The sequence below is a fragment of the Dactylosporangium sp. NPDC051087 genome (genome assembly GCF_055586325.1).
This window is the reverse complement of record NZ_JBVJIJ010000037.1, coordinates 49,204-62,770: the sequence shown is the minus strand read 5'-3', so window position 1 is coordinate 62,770 and position 13,567 is coordinate 49,204. Positions and strand designations below refer to the sequence as shown.

Below are 13,567 nucleotides of genomic sequence, written 5' to 3'. Positions count from 1 at the left end.
GATCCGCCCGCTTCTGCCGCCGTCATGGTGCCGGGCGGCACCGGGGCGGAGCTTCGCGGCTGAGCCTATGATCCCGCCGGACCTCCGGTGAAAAACTTTGTGGCGGCGGGCAACGCGCCGGGTCGATCCAGGCACTTAACCGCCGAGGAGGCGGGATGCGACTGGATGACGACGCCCGGCGGCGGTTCGGGGAGTACTTCGCGGCGCGGCACATCGTGGTCCGCCGCACGGCGTATCTGCTGTGCGGCGACTGGCACTGGGCCGACGACCTGACGCAGTCGACGTTCATCAAGGTCGCGGCCGGCTGGCATCGGGTCCGCGACGAGCAGTTGCTCGACGCGTACGTGCGCACCTGCCTGGTCCGGACCTTTCTCGCCGATACGCGCAGGTCGTGGCGGCGGCGGGAGCGCTCGTACGCCGACGTGCCGGACGGGCACGTCGACGGCGACGGCGCCGAGTCGAGTGCGAGCCGGATGGTGTTCGCCGCGGCGCTGCAGCAGCTGCCGCCGCGGCAGCGGACGACCATCGTCTGCCGGTACTACCAGGGGCTTGACGTCGCCGAAACCGCCGCGGCGCTCGGGTGCTCGGAGGGGACCGTGAAGAGCCAGACCGCCAAGGCACTCAGAGCCTTGCGGGAGCGGCTCAGCGCGGGGCTGAAGGAGGAGTCGTGTCAGAACTGAGGCATCTGCTGGACGACCTTGCGGGCTCGCCGGCACCGGCGCCGCGCGCCACGTCCGATGCGCTGTTCGACGCCGGGCGGCGGCGCCACCGACGGCGGACGGTGGTGGCGACCGCGCTTGCGACCGTTCCGATCCTCGCGGTGGGGGCCGCGATCGTGTGGCTGCCCGGGCGGCACACCGCCCCGCCGCCCGCCGGCAACTCGCCGTCCCCGTCCGTGTCCACGCGGACCGTCACGGTGGGCTGGGCGGAGGTGGCCGATTCGCAGCACGCGTACGTGCATGCGGCGGACACGATCTTCGGGACCGACGACGGCGGCCGGACCTGGACCGAGCGCAGCAGCCTCGCGGTGCAGGACATGACGGCATTGAGCGTGGGTGTGGTGCTCACCAGGGCCGTCTCGAACGGCACCGACTCACCGCCGATGCGGCTGAGCACCGACGGCGGCCGCACCTTCGCCGACCTGGCGGACGAGTCGGCGACGGTACCGGCCGTGCCCGCCGGGGCCGCGGTGCTGTGCCGCGCGCCCGTCGCGCCGGCTTCGTGCAAGCTGTCCGCGGTCGATCCGCAGACCCGCCGGATCTCGCCGCTCGCGCACCAACCGGACCTGATCATGCCGTCGGCGTACAACTTTCTCGATCCCTTCGGCCATATCCAGTCCGGCGGCGACCGCATCGTGGTCGCCGGTCTGGCGCAGAAAACCGGACGGCCGGCGGTCGCGTTCTCCGACGACCGGGGTCGGACCTGGAAGACCCACGCGTTCACGGATCTGCCGTGCACCAAGGACTGCAACGAAAGCATCTCGGTCCAGTCGTCGGCGGACGGCACGACGCTCTACGCGATGGTCGAGGACCGCCGGATATACGAGGACCCCGAACGGGGGCAGCTGTACGTCTACTCGAAGCACCTCGATGGGAGCTGGACCCGCACCGGCGACGTCGTCGCGTACACCCGCACCGAAAGCTTCCACAGGTCGTTCGTCGCCGCGGACGGCACCCTCTTCGTCGGCACGTTCCGCACGCTGCCGGTCGGCCAGGAACTCACCTACCTCGAGCTGCGCAACGGCCGCTTCGCCCCGGCGGACCTGGACGGTCTCTCACCGACGGCGATGCCGGTACGCCGGACCCGCGGCGGCGACGGGTACTTCGCGCTCGACTCGATGGCGTACGCGCTGTACCGGTCGTCGGACGGCCGGCACTGGACCAGGTTCCCGCTCATGCGGTAGCCGGCCGCTGCTGCGCGCCGCGCCGGCGGGCCGGGAAGGCGCGGCCACGTCGCGCAGCGGGTCCCCTCCTCGACGCGATCGTCACAGGCCGGTGGCGGGCAGGCCCGCCAGGGTGAAGCGTTCCTGGAGCCAGGGCAGCAGGTACTGGTAGGCGGTGATGGTGTTCGGCTGGCCGTTGTCGTGAGACAGCACGATCGAGCCCGGGCGGGTGTGGCCCTTCACGTGGCTCACCACCCGGGAGATGTGCGCCGACGTGCCGTTGTCGTGGGTGTGCTCCCAGTCGCGCGGGTCCACGTCCCAGGAGATCGAGTCCATGCCCAGCGAGCGCGCCTTCGCCACGAGGGCGGGCGTGAAGTTGCCGCCGGGTGCGCGGAAGTACCGGACCGGCACGTCCGCGCCGACCGCCGCGTGGATCATGTCGTTGGTGTGTCTGAGGTCCCAGTCGATGTAGGCGTCGTCGCGCTGGGCGAGGTTCAGCAGGTGCTGCCACGAGTGGTTGCACAGGGTGTGCCCGTCGGCGTGGATGGCCCGGACGAGGTCGGGCCGGTCGCGGACCCGGAACCCGACCATGCAGAACGTGGCGTGGATGTGCCGCTCCCGCAGCATCGCGAGGAGCTTGGGGGTGTTGATCGGGTCCGGCCCGTCGTCGAAGGTCAGGGCGACCGCCGGGCTCCCCGTCGTGATGAAGGCGCCGAAGCGTCCGTCGCCGTCGTGGAAGGTCGGGCTGGGTGACGGGGACGCCGACGGGGTGGGGCTGGGCGGGGGAGCGGCGGCGACGGGGACGGCGGCCACGGCCGGCGCCGGCCGCGCGGGCCGTGCCACGGTGGTGCCGTCGCCGGTCAAGGCGACGAGCAACAGCACCACCACGGCGGCCGGCAGGCCGAAGATCGCAGAACGCACACCTGTCAGACGGGCGGACACCGCGACAGGGTTGCACACCGCACCGGTGCCGCCGTCACCTCACCCCGCCCGCTGGTCCAGCCATTTCAGGATCGCCTGGTTGGTCTCCTCGGGCTTCTCCTGCTGGATCCAATGGCCGCAGTCCAGGCTGACCACTTCCACGTCGGGCACGAATTCGGTCAGCCGTTCAGACCGCTGGACCGTGTCACGGTCGCCGTAGATCATGAGTGCGGGCTGCCGGATGATCGGGTCCGCGTCCGCCAGCAGGCGCCAGTTGCGGTCGAGGTTTCTGTACCAGTTGATGCCGCCCGTGAATCCTGACGCTGCGAAAGCGGCGACGAAGACGGCCAGTTCGTCGGCGCTCATCAAGGGGTCACCGAGCGGGGTCTCCGCTCTGGCGAGATTGATGAACGCATTGCCTGGCTGAGGCGCCGCGGCGGGCGCGTTCTTGCGGAGCAGGTTGCGCAGGAACTGGGACGTGTGCGCGTCGAGCACGGCGTCCGCGACGCCCGGCTGCCGGTTGAAGTGGACGAAGTAGAAGTCGCCGCCGAGCGCTTCCTCCATGGACTCGATCCACGGTTTGTCGCCGCGTTCGAGGTACGGCACGCTCAGGTTGATCACCCCGTTGACCCGGTCCGGGTGCAGCAGGGTCAGGCCCCAGACGACGGCGGCACCCCAGTCATGACCGACGAAGGTGGCGTCGTCGTACCCGTAATGGTCGAGCAGCGCGACGAGGTCACCCGACAGGTGCTCGATGTCGTAGTCCGTCACCTCGGCCGGCCGGGACGAGCCGCCGTACCCCCGCTGGTTCGGGACGATGACGTGGTACCCCGCCGCCACGAGGGCGGGCACCTGATGACGCCAGGAATAGGCGAGCTCCGGCCAGCCGTGACACAGCACAATGGGCCGCCCCGCGTTGTGCTTGCCGGCCTCGAAGACTTCGAGTTGCACATTGTTGACCGAGATCATGCTCGGTTCGGGAAATTCGGTGGTCATGCACGCATCCTGCCGACCGTAACCGGTCACCCCCTGACCGGTTTGATGTGGAAAGTTGTCGGAGTGCGCGCCGACCGCCTGATGGCCATCCTGCTGCTGCTGCAACAACGCGAGCACGTGACGGCGGCGGAGGTCGCCCGCGAGCTGGAGGTCTCCGAGCGCACCGCCCGCCGCGACCTCGACGCCCTGGGCATGGCCGGGGTACCCGTGTATTCCGTGCAGGGCCGGGGCGGCGGCTGGCGCCTCGTGGGCGGAGCCCGCACCGACCTGTCCGGGTTGACCGCGGGGGAGGCCCGCGCCCTGTTCCTGGTGGCCGGCCCGGCCTCGGCCGCGGCGCCGGCCGTGAAGGCGGCGCTGCGCAAGCTCGTCCATGCCCTGCCGGAGCCCTTCCGGGTGCAGGCCGAGGCGGCCGCGTCGGCGCTGTTCACGGACCCCCGGCGCTGGGGGTCGGACCGGGTGGAGCCCCGGCCGCCCCGTTTCCTCGACGCACTCCAGGACGCGGTGATCCGCGGGGTCCAGGTGCGGCTCGGCTACGTCGACCGCGACGGCGCCGAAACCGAGCGCACCGTCCACCCGCTGGGCATCGTCGCCAAGGGCCCGTCGTGGTACCTCGTCGCCGGCACCGACGCCGGGCGGCGGACCTTCCGGATCGACCGCGTGTCGTCCGCCGACCCGACCGGCGATCCCGTGCACCGGCCCGAGCACTTCGACCTCGCCGGGAGCTGGCGCGAGATCGCCGACGAGGTCGACCGCAAGCGAACGCCGCTCGAGGCCCGGGCGGTCTGCGTGCCCCACGGGATAGGCCTGCTCCGGATGGGCTTCGGCGGCCGGCTCGAGGTGGGCGGCCCCACCACCGACGGCCGCGTCGAGGTGGTGATCCGCGGCAACGACGAGAACGTGCTCGCCGGCGAGCTCGCCGGGCTGGTCGAGTGGATCGAGGTGACCGGCCCTCCGGGTGTGCGGCACCACCTGGCCTCGATCGGCAAGGCCCTCGTCGAGCGGTACAGCTGAGGCGGCGCCCACGATCCGCCTTCTCCATTATCTCATGCGCGTGACTTTCGACTACAACCGGTAGTTGTTTTCGGCTGATCCGGTGACCGCTACGGTGCCCGGCATGCTTACTGGTGACGAGAAGGTTGTCGGTTCCGGGCGGGTACGGCTGTGGACGCAACGGTTCGGCCGACCTGCCGACCCCACCGTTCTCCTGATCATGGGCACCGCGACGCAGGGCATCGGCTGGCCCGACGAACTGGTGGAAGCGCTCGTGAACAGCGACCGGCAGGTGATCCGGTTCGATCACCGCGACACCGGCCGCTCCGATTCCGTCGACTTCACCACGCATCCGTACGCGCTCGCCGACCTGGCAGCCGACACGGCCGCCGTTCTGGACGGGCACCACGTCACGGCCGCGCACATCGTCGGTACGTCGCTGGGCGCGGCGATCGGACAATGGCTGGCCGTGCACCGGGCGGACCGGGTACACACGCTGATCGCGATGGCGTCGGCCCCGATGGGCAACAACCCCGGACCGGCGTGGGCCCGCGCCATGGCGGGTGAACCGGCGCCGGCCGGCGAGCTCCCGCCCCCGAGTGCACGGTTCCTCGACCACCTGATGGCCTCGGCGAAGGCGCCCCGGACGACCCCCCAGCAGCGCATGGACGCCGACGTGCAGACCTGGCGGGTGCTCAACGGCGATGTCCTGCCGTTCGACGAACCCGCCGCACGGCGGTTCGTCGAACACAGCTACGCCCGGGCCGGCGACCTCGCCGCCGCCGCGAATCACGATCTCGCCGGACGGCGCTGGGCCGACGACCGGCGGGCCTCCCTGTCCGCCATCGCCGCACCGACCCTGGTCCTGCACGGCAGCGCCGACCCGCTGTTCCCCCCGGCGCACGGAGAAGCCCTCGCGGCGCGGATCCCGACGGCGCGGCTGGAGATCGTGCCCGGCATGGGCCACCATCCGTTCTTCTCGCCAGGGCTCACCGAGCGGATCGCCGGCTCGATCATCCGCCACACCACCTGATCCGAGCCGCGTCGGCCGGACGGTTGTCCGCCCGGCCGACGCCGGTGAGCGCGCCGCCGGCGTACCGGACCGGGCTCGGGTTGCCAGCGGCCCCCGTGACCGTGGAAACCGCGCCGCTCCAGCCGGTGGGCGGGGTGCTGAGGAGAAGTTTCGACGGCCGGTCATGAACGAATCTTGATTCGAAGGCCGGGACTCTTGACCACGCGGCGTCAGGACCGGCCGATCGACGGCCGTCTTCTAGAGTGATCCGCAGGGGTCGGCCGGCGAGGCGAGGGAACCGTGCAGTTTCGCGTGCTGGGTGCGGTGGAGTTGTGGGACGGCGACGGGCGGGTCGACCTGGGCCCCATGAAGCAGCGCACGGTGCTGGCGGTGCTGCTCGCCGACGCCGGCAGGCCGGTGAGCCCGGAGGCGCTGATCCACCGGGTTTGGGACGACCGGGCGCCGGCGCAGTCCCGCAATGTGTTGCACACGTACGTGGCCCGCCTGCGCGGCCTGCTCAGCCGGCTCGGTGACGACCCGCCCCGGGTGGTGCGGCAGCCGGCCGGGTACCGGCTCGACACCGCAGCGGCGACCGTCGACCTGCACCGGTTCCGGGCACTGGTCGACTCGGCGGCCGCCGGCACCGCTGAGCAGCGCGCCGGGCTGCTCGGCGAGGCGGTCCAGGTCTGGACCGGCGAGCCCTTGGACGGCATGGAGGGCGCGTGGGCCGACGAATGCCGCGCGTTGTGGCGGGCCGAGCACCGCGACGCCACCGTCCGCTGGGCAGGCCTGGCGCTGGAGCTCGGCCGGGCCGCGGCCGGCGTCGCCCCGCTGGAGCGTGTCGCTGAGCGGTACCCGCTGGTCGAGCCGGTCATCGACGCGCTGATGCGGTCGCTGCACGCGGCCGGCCGGAGCCCTGAGGCGCTGGAGCGCTACGAGCGGCTGCGCCGCCTGCTCGCCGACGAGCTCGGCACCGACCCGGGCCCCGGCCTGCGGCAACTGCACCGGTCGATCCTGCGCGGCGGGCCCGGCGCGGCACGCCGGGAGTTCGAGGACAACGCCGTCTACGTGTCGCTGAGCGGAATCGACCCCGACAGGCTGGGCGGAGTCGCCATCCCGGTCCACGACGGTTCGACGGTCAGCGACCTCCTCAACGAGGTGTGGTTCCGTATCGCGGACTACGTCCCGGCCTACACGTACGGCAGGACGTGGGAGCTCGCGAAGTCCGACGCATCCGGAACGCGCCGGATCATCGAAGCATCGCCGCCGCCGGGTGTACCGGACGTCAGAAGACTGAAGGACGTGGGGGTGGCGGGAACCGACAGGCTGGTCGCGCGACTGCTCGGTCCCGCTGATCCGTAAGTGGATCGGGAAATCTCCACCGGTCGATTCGTAGGACCCTCGATGGATGAGATTCTCACGGGTACTCGCGGGGGCGTGCTCGCTGGTCGCCGGCGCGGCCGTCCTCCTGACCCGGCCGTCCGCCGCGCAGGCCGCGCCGACGCCGACGGTGCTGCCGTTGCCGAGCGGTAAGAGCGCCATCGCGTCCGCGGTCAACAACGCCGGTGTCGTCGCCGGGTCCGCCGAGCCCGCCTCCGGCTGCTGGCACGCGTCATCGTCGGCAGCGCCTACTTCGTGACGCCCGGCTGGTCCACGCGACCCGTGGTCTGGCGCTGACGAACCACCCGCACGAACGAACGTGGGCCCCGGGGGAGATCCCGGGGCCCACGTCGTCATCTGTTCCACGCTCACCCGGATGGTGACCCGGCCGTTCGCCGGCGGGTTCCGCCGGTCCGACCGCACGCGGGCGTGGACGCTCCCACTAGAACAGCGCGGTCACCGGCGACCCGAGTACAGCTGCGTCACGTGGTCGGCGGTGAGCTCGTAGCCGTACAGCCGGAAGTCGTCGATCAGGCCGTCGAACCGGGGGTCGCCCCAGCTCGTCCCGCCGATCAAGTTGGCCGTGGTGTTGCCGCCCACGCCCACGTTGCCGATGCCGATGGGGAAGTTGGTACGGGTGGCCTGGAGCACGCCGTTGAAGTAGATCTTGCCGGTCGAGCCGTTCATCGTGAACACCACATGGGTCCACTGGTTGAGCGGCAGGTCCCGGCCCGAACCGAGCGTGAGGCGCTCCTGTGCCGGGTTTCCCGCCGCCTTGAAGGTGGCCCCGAAGCCGGTGGTCCCGCTGTTCGTGCCCGACTGGAGCAGGAAGAACGTGTCCGTGCTGCTGCCGATCTGCAGCAGCGGCACCCAGTTCGGGAGGGTGTCCGGACGTGCCCAGAAGGACACGGCGAACTGGTTGGTCAGTCCGGCCTGGATGTTGTCGGGCAGCTTGACCTGGTTGCCCGAGTTCGCGGCGCCACCCGGCAGCGACACCGCGCTGCCGATCCGGCCGGCCGCCCAGGACGTCGTGCCCTGCAGCGCGGCCGCACCGATCGACGTCTTCGCGCCCGAGTTCCCGGCGGTGGTGCCGGTGTTCTCGTTGAAGGTGTAGCGGACGGCGTTGCCTTCGTTGTACATCGCCGTCACCGCCGCGGCGTTCTGCGCGGACGTGTACACCCGGACGTCGTCGATCAGACCGTCGAACGGGGCGTCGCCGTAGCCGTTGCGGCCCAGCCAGTTGTTGGCCGTCGGGCCGATGCCGGTCATGGTGACCGTCAGGTCCGTGCGGGTCGCGATCGCCACGCCGTTGAGGTACAGCGTGCCGGTCGCGCCCTGCCGGGTGAAGGCCACGTGGTTCCACTGGCCGGCCACCACGTCCCGGACCGGACTGGCGTAGACCCGCTCCTCGGGACCGGTCTTCGCCTTGAAGCTGGCGGCGAGCCCGGTGTTGCCGCTCACCTGGGTCTGCATCTGGATGTGGAAGTAGCTCCCGGCGGAGCCGAGCCCGTCACCGATGTGGAACATGCTGGTCCAGTTGCTCTTGGTGTCGGGGCGCACCCAGAACGCGGTGGTGAAGTTCGCCGCGTTCTGCAGCAGGTTGTCCGGCAGGTCGACCGCGTTGGCGGTGCTGCCACCGGGCAGGTTGACCGCCTTGCCGAGGATGCCGTTGGTGGACCAGCCGGTGGTGCCGGTCAGCACCGCTGCGCCGACCGAGCCGACGCTGCCGGTGTTGGCCGCCGTGGTGCCCGTGCCTTCCTCGAACTCGTAGCGGATCGGGACACCGCTGGCCGGCGGCGGCGGTGGTGAGCAGTCGGCGCTCAGCAGCCCGGCGGCGTAGGCGAGACCGTTCTTCATCTGGGCCCGCATGTACGGCTCGGCGTAGGCCGTGCCCTCGTGCCCCATCGCGGTGTACCAGGACCGGCCGGAGTCGATCTTCTGGCACCAGGTGATCGGGTGCGGGCTGCCGTTGGCGCCGCCGCCGTAGGACGACTCGTCGGCCTCGATCAGGGTGCGGACGTTGGGTGCGGGGTTGACCACCCAGTCGTACCATTCGTCGCTGCGGGTGAGCGAGGCGGTCACGCCCTGGACCAGCGGGTGGCTGGTGTCCGGCGTGAACACGCGACCGGGGCGGACGCCGGGGTTCTCCGGGTGTCCCTCGGAGACGGCGCCGACGAGGCGGGCGTAGAACGGGTTGACGTCGTGCTCGCTCTCACCGACCGACCATCCGGCGTAGTGCATGCCCATGTACCCGCCGCCACCGCGGATGTAGGCCTCCAGGGCGCTGCGCTGCGCCGCGTTGAACAGCACGCCACCGGTCTGGGCGAAGACCACGGTGTCCTTGGTGGCGAGGTTCGCGGTGGTGAAGGCCGCCGGGTCGTCGGTCTCCTGGATGTCGACCGGCTGGTTGTACTGCGTGCCGAGCTGGGTGGCCAGGTCACGCACGGCCTGCCGGGCCTGCACGTTGGAGGCGTGGAAGTTGGTCTTGTAGAACAGCAGCACGGTGAGCCGGCCGTCATCGGCCGGAGCCGCCAGAGCGCCGGCGTCGGCAGCGGCGGGCGCCGCCGATCCGGCGAGCATCGCCGCGACGAACGCCGCGGCGAGCGGGGCGATCGCTCGCCCGCGCCATCGATCGGCAGGTGCGAAGAGGGTCATGAGACATCCCTTGGGGTTCGGCATGGCGGATACCACCACCAGTAGGACTGAACGTGAACACTTCTTAACACAAAACACCGAACTGCGTCTATGTACTCGAACCCAAATCTATCGAGTTCTCATATATGAACAGGCCTCCGGATGTCGATGGTGGGGCGAGCTGGTCGAACGTCCTGGCAGTGGATCGCACGGAACGATGGTTCACGCTACTGGTCTGTCCTCTGTGGACGGTGGGGCGCTTGGTGCGCACTTCTGTCGAGTGCGTCGGTACACCTGGATAATACGTATTATCGTATTGACTGCCCGGAGTGCGCCCACCACCATTCGAGAAGCGCGCCAATTACACACAGCGGCAGGAGGGCCACATGGCGTATTGCCACGGCCGGCCGGCACCCGCCACCGTCCGCGGCAAGACCGTCCACTGTGGAGCCCCAGGTTCCGTTGCGACACCCCGGCTCGATCTCCACCGTTCACCGTTCATCGCCCGGACGGTCTGTCGTGCCTGCCCTACGGCCGCCACCAACGGCGCCGTGGGGACACCGTGCGACGTCGACCACCGTCCACAAGGGAGCTATCTGTGACATCTCAGCGCCTTGTCCGTCGTACCGCCTACGCTGCGGCCACCGGACTCGTCACCGCCGCCGCCCTCGCCGCGAACCCGGCCGCGGCCGCGTCACCCGCCGGCACCCCGTTCAGCTTTCCCAGCTTCACCTACGTCGGCACGGCGTTCGACAAGACCCAGCTGAAATACAACCCGACGAACGAGTTCATCTTCCCCAGCGTCATCCGGGCGGCCGACTACTTCGCGCACCCGCTCGGCACCTACTACCTGTACTACGCGCCGCACGAGAAGCCGGGCGGCATCTCCCTGGCCTACTCCGACTCCGTCAACGGCCCGTGGACCGAGTATCAGAGCAACCCGCTGGTCGCCAACACCTGGCTGCCGCACTACGACACGGTCAGCCACATCTCCTCGCCGCACGCCTTCTGGGTCGAAGGCGAGCAGAAGCTCTTCCTCTACTTCCACGGCGAGAACTCGATCACCCGGTACGCCACGTCCGACGACGGCATCCACTTCGAATACGGCGGCACGGCAGTCCAGCGCGACGACAGCACCGGCCGTGAGACGTCGTACGCCCGGGTCTTCGAACAGTCGATCCCGCGGCTCGGCAGCAGGTACCTGATGCTGTTCATGGACAACCCGATCAACGCGCTGCCCGGCCCGACCGGTCCGGTGGCGCGGCGCATCCGCTGGGCGGTCTCCACCGACGCCCGGAACTGGACGGTCCAGCCGGAGCCGATCGTCACCCCGCAGGGCGTCGAGGCCCCCAACGCCTCCGGCCCGTTCTACCTGCGGTGGCAGGGCCGCAACCTGGTGATCTTCCACGCGTCCGACGGGGACATGCACGCGGTGGACGTCGGCGAGAGCTTCGACCAGGAGGTCCACCTCGGCGTGGTGCACGACTCGATGGCGGCCGCGCCGGACCTGGGCCGCTCCGCGGCGCCGACCTTCTACTTCGACGGCACCACCGTCCACATGTACTACGAGGCCGGCGCCCGGCTCACCGCCACCATCGGGCACGCGGTGGCCACCCTGGACGAACCGCTGCCCGAGCGGCAGCTGAACTGCACGGTCGACCGGCCGCGGCTGTGGCCGCCGAGCCACCGCATGGTCGATGTCAACGTGAGCGTCGACCTCCCGGACGGCGTCCTCGGGCCGCGCGGGTTCCAGCTCGCCGGCGTCACCGGTGGTGACGCTTCGGACGTCACGGGGTTCGTCGCGGGGCAGCCGTCGCTGACCGGGCAGCTGCGCGCCGAGCGCGCCGGCAACGGCGGCGACCGGGTCTACACGCTGACCTACCGCGGGCACGACGAGATCGGCCGGGCGGCCGGCTGCACCGTCACGGTCACCGTTCCGCACGACCAGGGGCAGGGCCGGTGAGCTCCGCCGCGATGCGCCCGGGCCGGTAAACGCGACCGGCGCCGCGCCGGCGTGCGGCTCTCCCTCATCGGCAGCGACACCGCCACCTGTACAACGTGGTGGTGTCGCTGCCGGCGGACGGCGTCACCGTCGCGTCGGCGTGCCGGGCGATCGACGACGTGTACACGCCGGAGCGGCTGTTCGACGCGTACGTGGGTGCAATACGTCACAGCAGGTGGTCGCGGACGACGGCGATGGCGATCGGGGTCAGCAGCGCGGCCACCAGCACGATCCAGGCGATGACCCGGACGGCCGTGACCACCCCCGCCGGTGCCGTCCGGGGCGGCCGGCCGGGACCCGTGCCGACGCCGCGGCCCGACACATCGGAGTCGCCGCGCAGGTCCGATCCGGCGTCCCAGCCCGACGGGCGGTGCAGGCCTCCGTCCGCGCTGCCGGCGGCCCACCCCGAGTCGGCGCCGGCGCCTTCCCCATACGACATCGCGCACCTCCGTGTCCGGCCCAGTATCGCTGACGGCGTAGGTCGGCGCCCGCAGCCGGTGACGCCGTCACCTTCGGCGACGGGCTGAGTCGGTGCAGACACGCGAGGCATGGCAGTCTCGGGTTGTGGGTCTCGTGACCCACGCTGTCACCGCACCCGCTAGGAGCAACGCATGATCATCACCGGTACCGTCCAGCACGAGGCGTGGCAACGGCGGGTCCTGCCCCCGGTCGAACAGGTCCGCCCCGACGTGTGGTCGATCCCGGTGCCGATTCCGGACAGCCCGCTGCGGTACACCCTCAGCTACGCCTTCCTCGACGACACCGGCGTCGTCGTGGTCGATCCGGGCTGGGACACCCCCGAGGGCCGGGCGGCCGTGACGGCGGGCCTGCACACCGCGGGTGCGACCGTCGACGACGTCGCGGGCGTCGTCGTGACCCACGTACACCCTGACCACCACGGGCTCAGCGGCTGGCTGCGCGAACGCGGCGGAGCCTGGATCGGCATGCATCCCGTCGAGGCGCAGACGCTGGCTGCCCGGATGGGTCGCGCCCTCGATCCGGAAGCTGACTCCGCCTGGCTGCTGGAGCACGGGGTACCCGAGCCCGACGTCCCGGCGATGATCATCAACAAGGAGCGGATCGACGACATCCTCGGCATGGCCGACCCGGACCGGATGATCGAGGACGGCGACCTGCTGCCGCTCACCCGGCACGAACTACGGGCCGTCTGGACCCCCGGGCACACCCCAGGTCATCTCTGCCTGCACGACGCCAGCGCCGGCGTCCTGCTGACCGGCGACCATGTGCTGCCCAGGATCAGCCCGAACATCGGGGTACACGCCGCGCCCGAAGGCGACCCGTTGAGCGCCTACCTGGCGTCGCTGGAGCAGACCGCCAAGTTCGGCACAGATGAAGCACTGCCGGCGCACGAGTACCGCTTCCGCGGCATCGACGACCGCGCCGCCGAACTGATCCGCCACCACGACGCCCGCGGCCTGGAGACGCTGCACCTGATCGACACCCTGGACGCCCCGACCACCTGGGCCATCACGGCCGGGCTGAGCTGGTCGCGCGGCTGGACCGCGCTGCACGGCATGATGCGCCGCATGGCACTGGCCGAGACGCTCGCCCACCTGCAGCATCTCGCGGCAGAGGGCGCCGTCCGCCGGCACGGGGGCGCGCCCGCCCGCTGGCGCCGCGCCACTGCCGCCTGACCCGGCAACCGAAGAGCTCCGGCATCCGTCTGTTCCGTAGCATCGTCGAGCCATGACGGGGCCGGACCGAATTGGAGTGCCTCCGTGCCGTTGCG

General features: G+C 71.0%; 12 protein-coding genes. 8 read left to right on the top strand and 4 right to left on the bottom strand.

What is annotated here, in order from left to right; genetic code table 11:
* The first annotated feature begins 155 nt into the window (after positions 1-155).
* The gene (locus ACZ6TV_RS47235; RefSeq protein WP_465306784.1) at positions 156-680 is read left to right on the top strand and encodes a SigE family RNA polymerase sigma factor; all 525 of its coding nucleotides are present in this window, start codon (positions 156-158) and stop codon (positions 678-680) included.
* Positions 668-1,903 (top strand): beta propeller repeat protein, encoded by a 1,236-nt coding sequence (locus ACZ6TV_RS47230; RefSeq protein ID WP_465306782.1) that lies wholly within the window; start codon positions 668-670, stop codon positions 1,901-1,903. The genes ACZ6TV_RS47235 and ACZ6TV_RS47230 overlap by 13 nt, the downstream gene beginning before the upstream one ends.
* Positions 1,904-1,984: 81 nt before the next feature.
* Here the strand turns inward: ACZ6TV_RS47230 and ACZ6TV_RS47225 are convergent, their stop codons facing one another.
* Together ACZ6TV_RS47225 and ACZ6TV_RS47220 are read right to left on the bottom strand one after the other, a co-directional pair.
* Positions 1,985-2,803, bottom strand: a complete 819-nt coding sequence (locus ACZ6TV_RS47225; protein ID WP_465306780.1) for a polysaccharide deacetylase family protein — start codon at positions 2,801-2,803, stop codon at positions 1,985-1,987.
* A gap of 60 nt (positions 2,804-2,863) precedes the next feature.
* Entirely contained in the window at positions 2,864-3,907 is a 1,044-nt protein-coding gene (locus tag ACZ6TV_RS47220; RefSeq protein ID WP_465306778.1) for an alpha/beta fold hydrolase, read from the bottom strand.
* Between ACZ6TV_RS47220 and ACZ6TV_RS47215 the strand changes: the two genes are divergently transcribed.
* The 4 genes from ACZ6TV_RS47215 (at position 3,863) to ACZ6TV_RS47200 (ending at position 7,440) form a co-directional block, all read left to right on the top strand.
* Positions 3,863-4,810, top strand: a complete 948-nt coding sequence (locus tag ACZ6TV_RS47215) for a helix-turn-helix transcriptional regulator (RefSeq protein WP_465306776.1) — start codon at positions 3,863-3,865, stop codon at positions 4,808-4,810. The genes ACZ6TV_RS47220 and ACZ6TV_RS47215 overlap by 45 nt on opposite strands.
* Positions 4,811-4,913: 103 nt before the next feature.
* Positions 4,914-5,822 carry an alpha/beta fold hydrolase gene (locus ACZ6TV_RS47210; protein WP_465306774.1) on the top strand — a complete coding sequence of 303 codons (909 nt, stop codon included), beginning with the start codon at positions 4,914-4,916 and terminating at the stop codon, positions 5,820-5,822.
* Between the two features lie 279 nt (positions 5,823-6,101).
* Positions 6,102-7,163, top strand: a complete 1,062-nt coding sequence (locus ACZ6TV_RS47205) for an AfsR/SARP family transcriptional regulator (RefSeq protein ID WP_465306772.1) — start codon at positions 6,102-6,104, stop codon at positions 7,161-7,163.
* 46 nt (positions 7,164-7,209) lie between these two features.
* Positions 7,210-7,440, top strand: a complete 231-nt coding sequence (locus ACZ6TV_RS47200) for a hypothetical protein (protein WP_465306770.1) — start codon at positions 7,210-7,212, stop codon at positions 7,438-7,440.
* 197 nt (positions 7,441-7,637) lie between these two features.
* Here the strand turns inward: ACZ6TV_RS47200 and ACZ6TV_RS47195 are convergent, their stop codons facing one another.
* Complete coding sequence (locus tag ACZ6TV_RS47195) at positions 7,638-9,836, bottom strand: LamG-like jellyroll fold domain-containing protein (protein ID WP_465306768.1); 2,199 nt, start codon at positions 9,834-9,836, stop codon at positions 7,638-7,640.
* A 577-nt stretch (positions 9,837-10,413) separates the two neighbouring features.
* Here ACZ6TV_RS47195 and ACZ6TV_RS47190 point away from each other — a divergent pair.
* Positions 10,414-11,778 carry a glycoside hydrolase family protein gene (locus tag ACZ6TV_RS47190; protein ID WP_465306766.1) on the top strand — a complete coding sequence of 455 codons (1,365 nt, stop codon included), beginning with the start codon at positions 10,414-10,416 and terminating at the stop codon, positions 11,776-11,778.
* A gap of 205 nt (positions 11,779-11,983) precedes the next feature.
* Here the strand turns inward: ACZ6TV_RS47190 and ACZ6TV_RS47185 are convergent, their stop codons facing one another.
* A complete protein-coding gene (locus ACZ6TV_RS47185) occupies positions 11,984-12,256 on the bottom strand; it encodes a hypothetical protein (RefSeq protein WP_465306764.1) in 273 nt (90 codons plus the stop codon).
* Between the two features lie 172 nt (positions 12,257-12,428).
* On the opposite strand from ACZ6TV_RS47185, the gene ACZ6TV_RS47180 reads away from it, so the two are divergent.
* A complete protein-coding gene (locus tag ACZ6TV_RS47180) occupies positions 12,429-13,472 on the top strand; it encodes an MBL fold metallo-hydrolase (RefSeq protein ID WP_465306762.1) in 1,044 nt (347 codons plus the stop codon).
* The last annotated feature ends 95 nt before the right edge of the window (positions 13,473-13,567 follow it).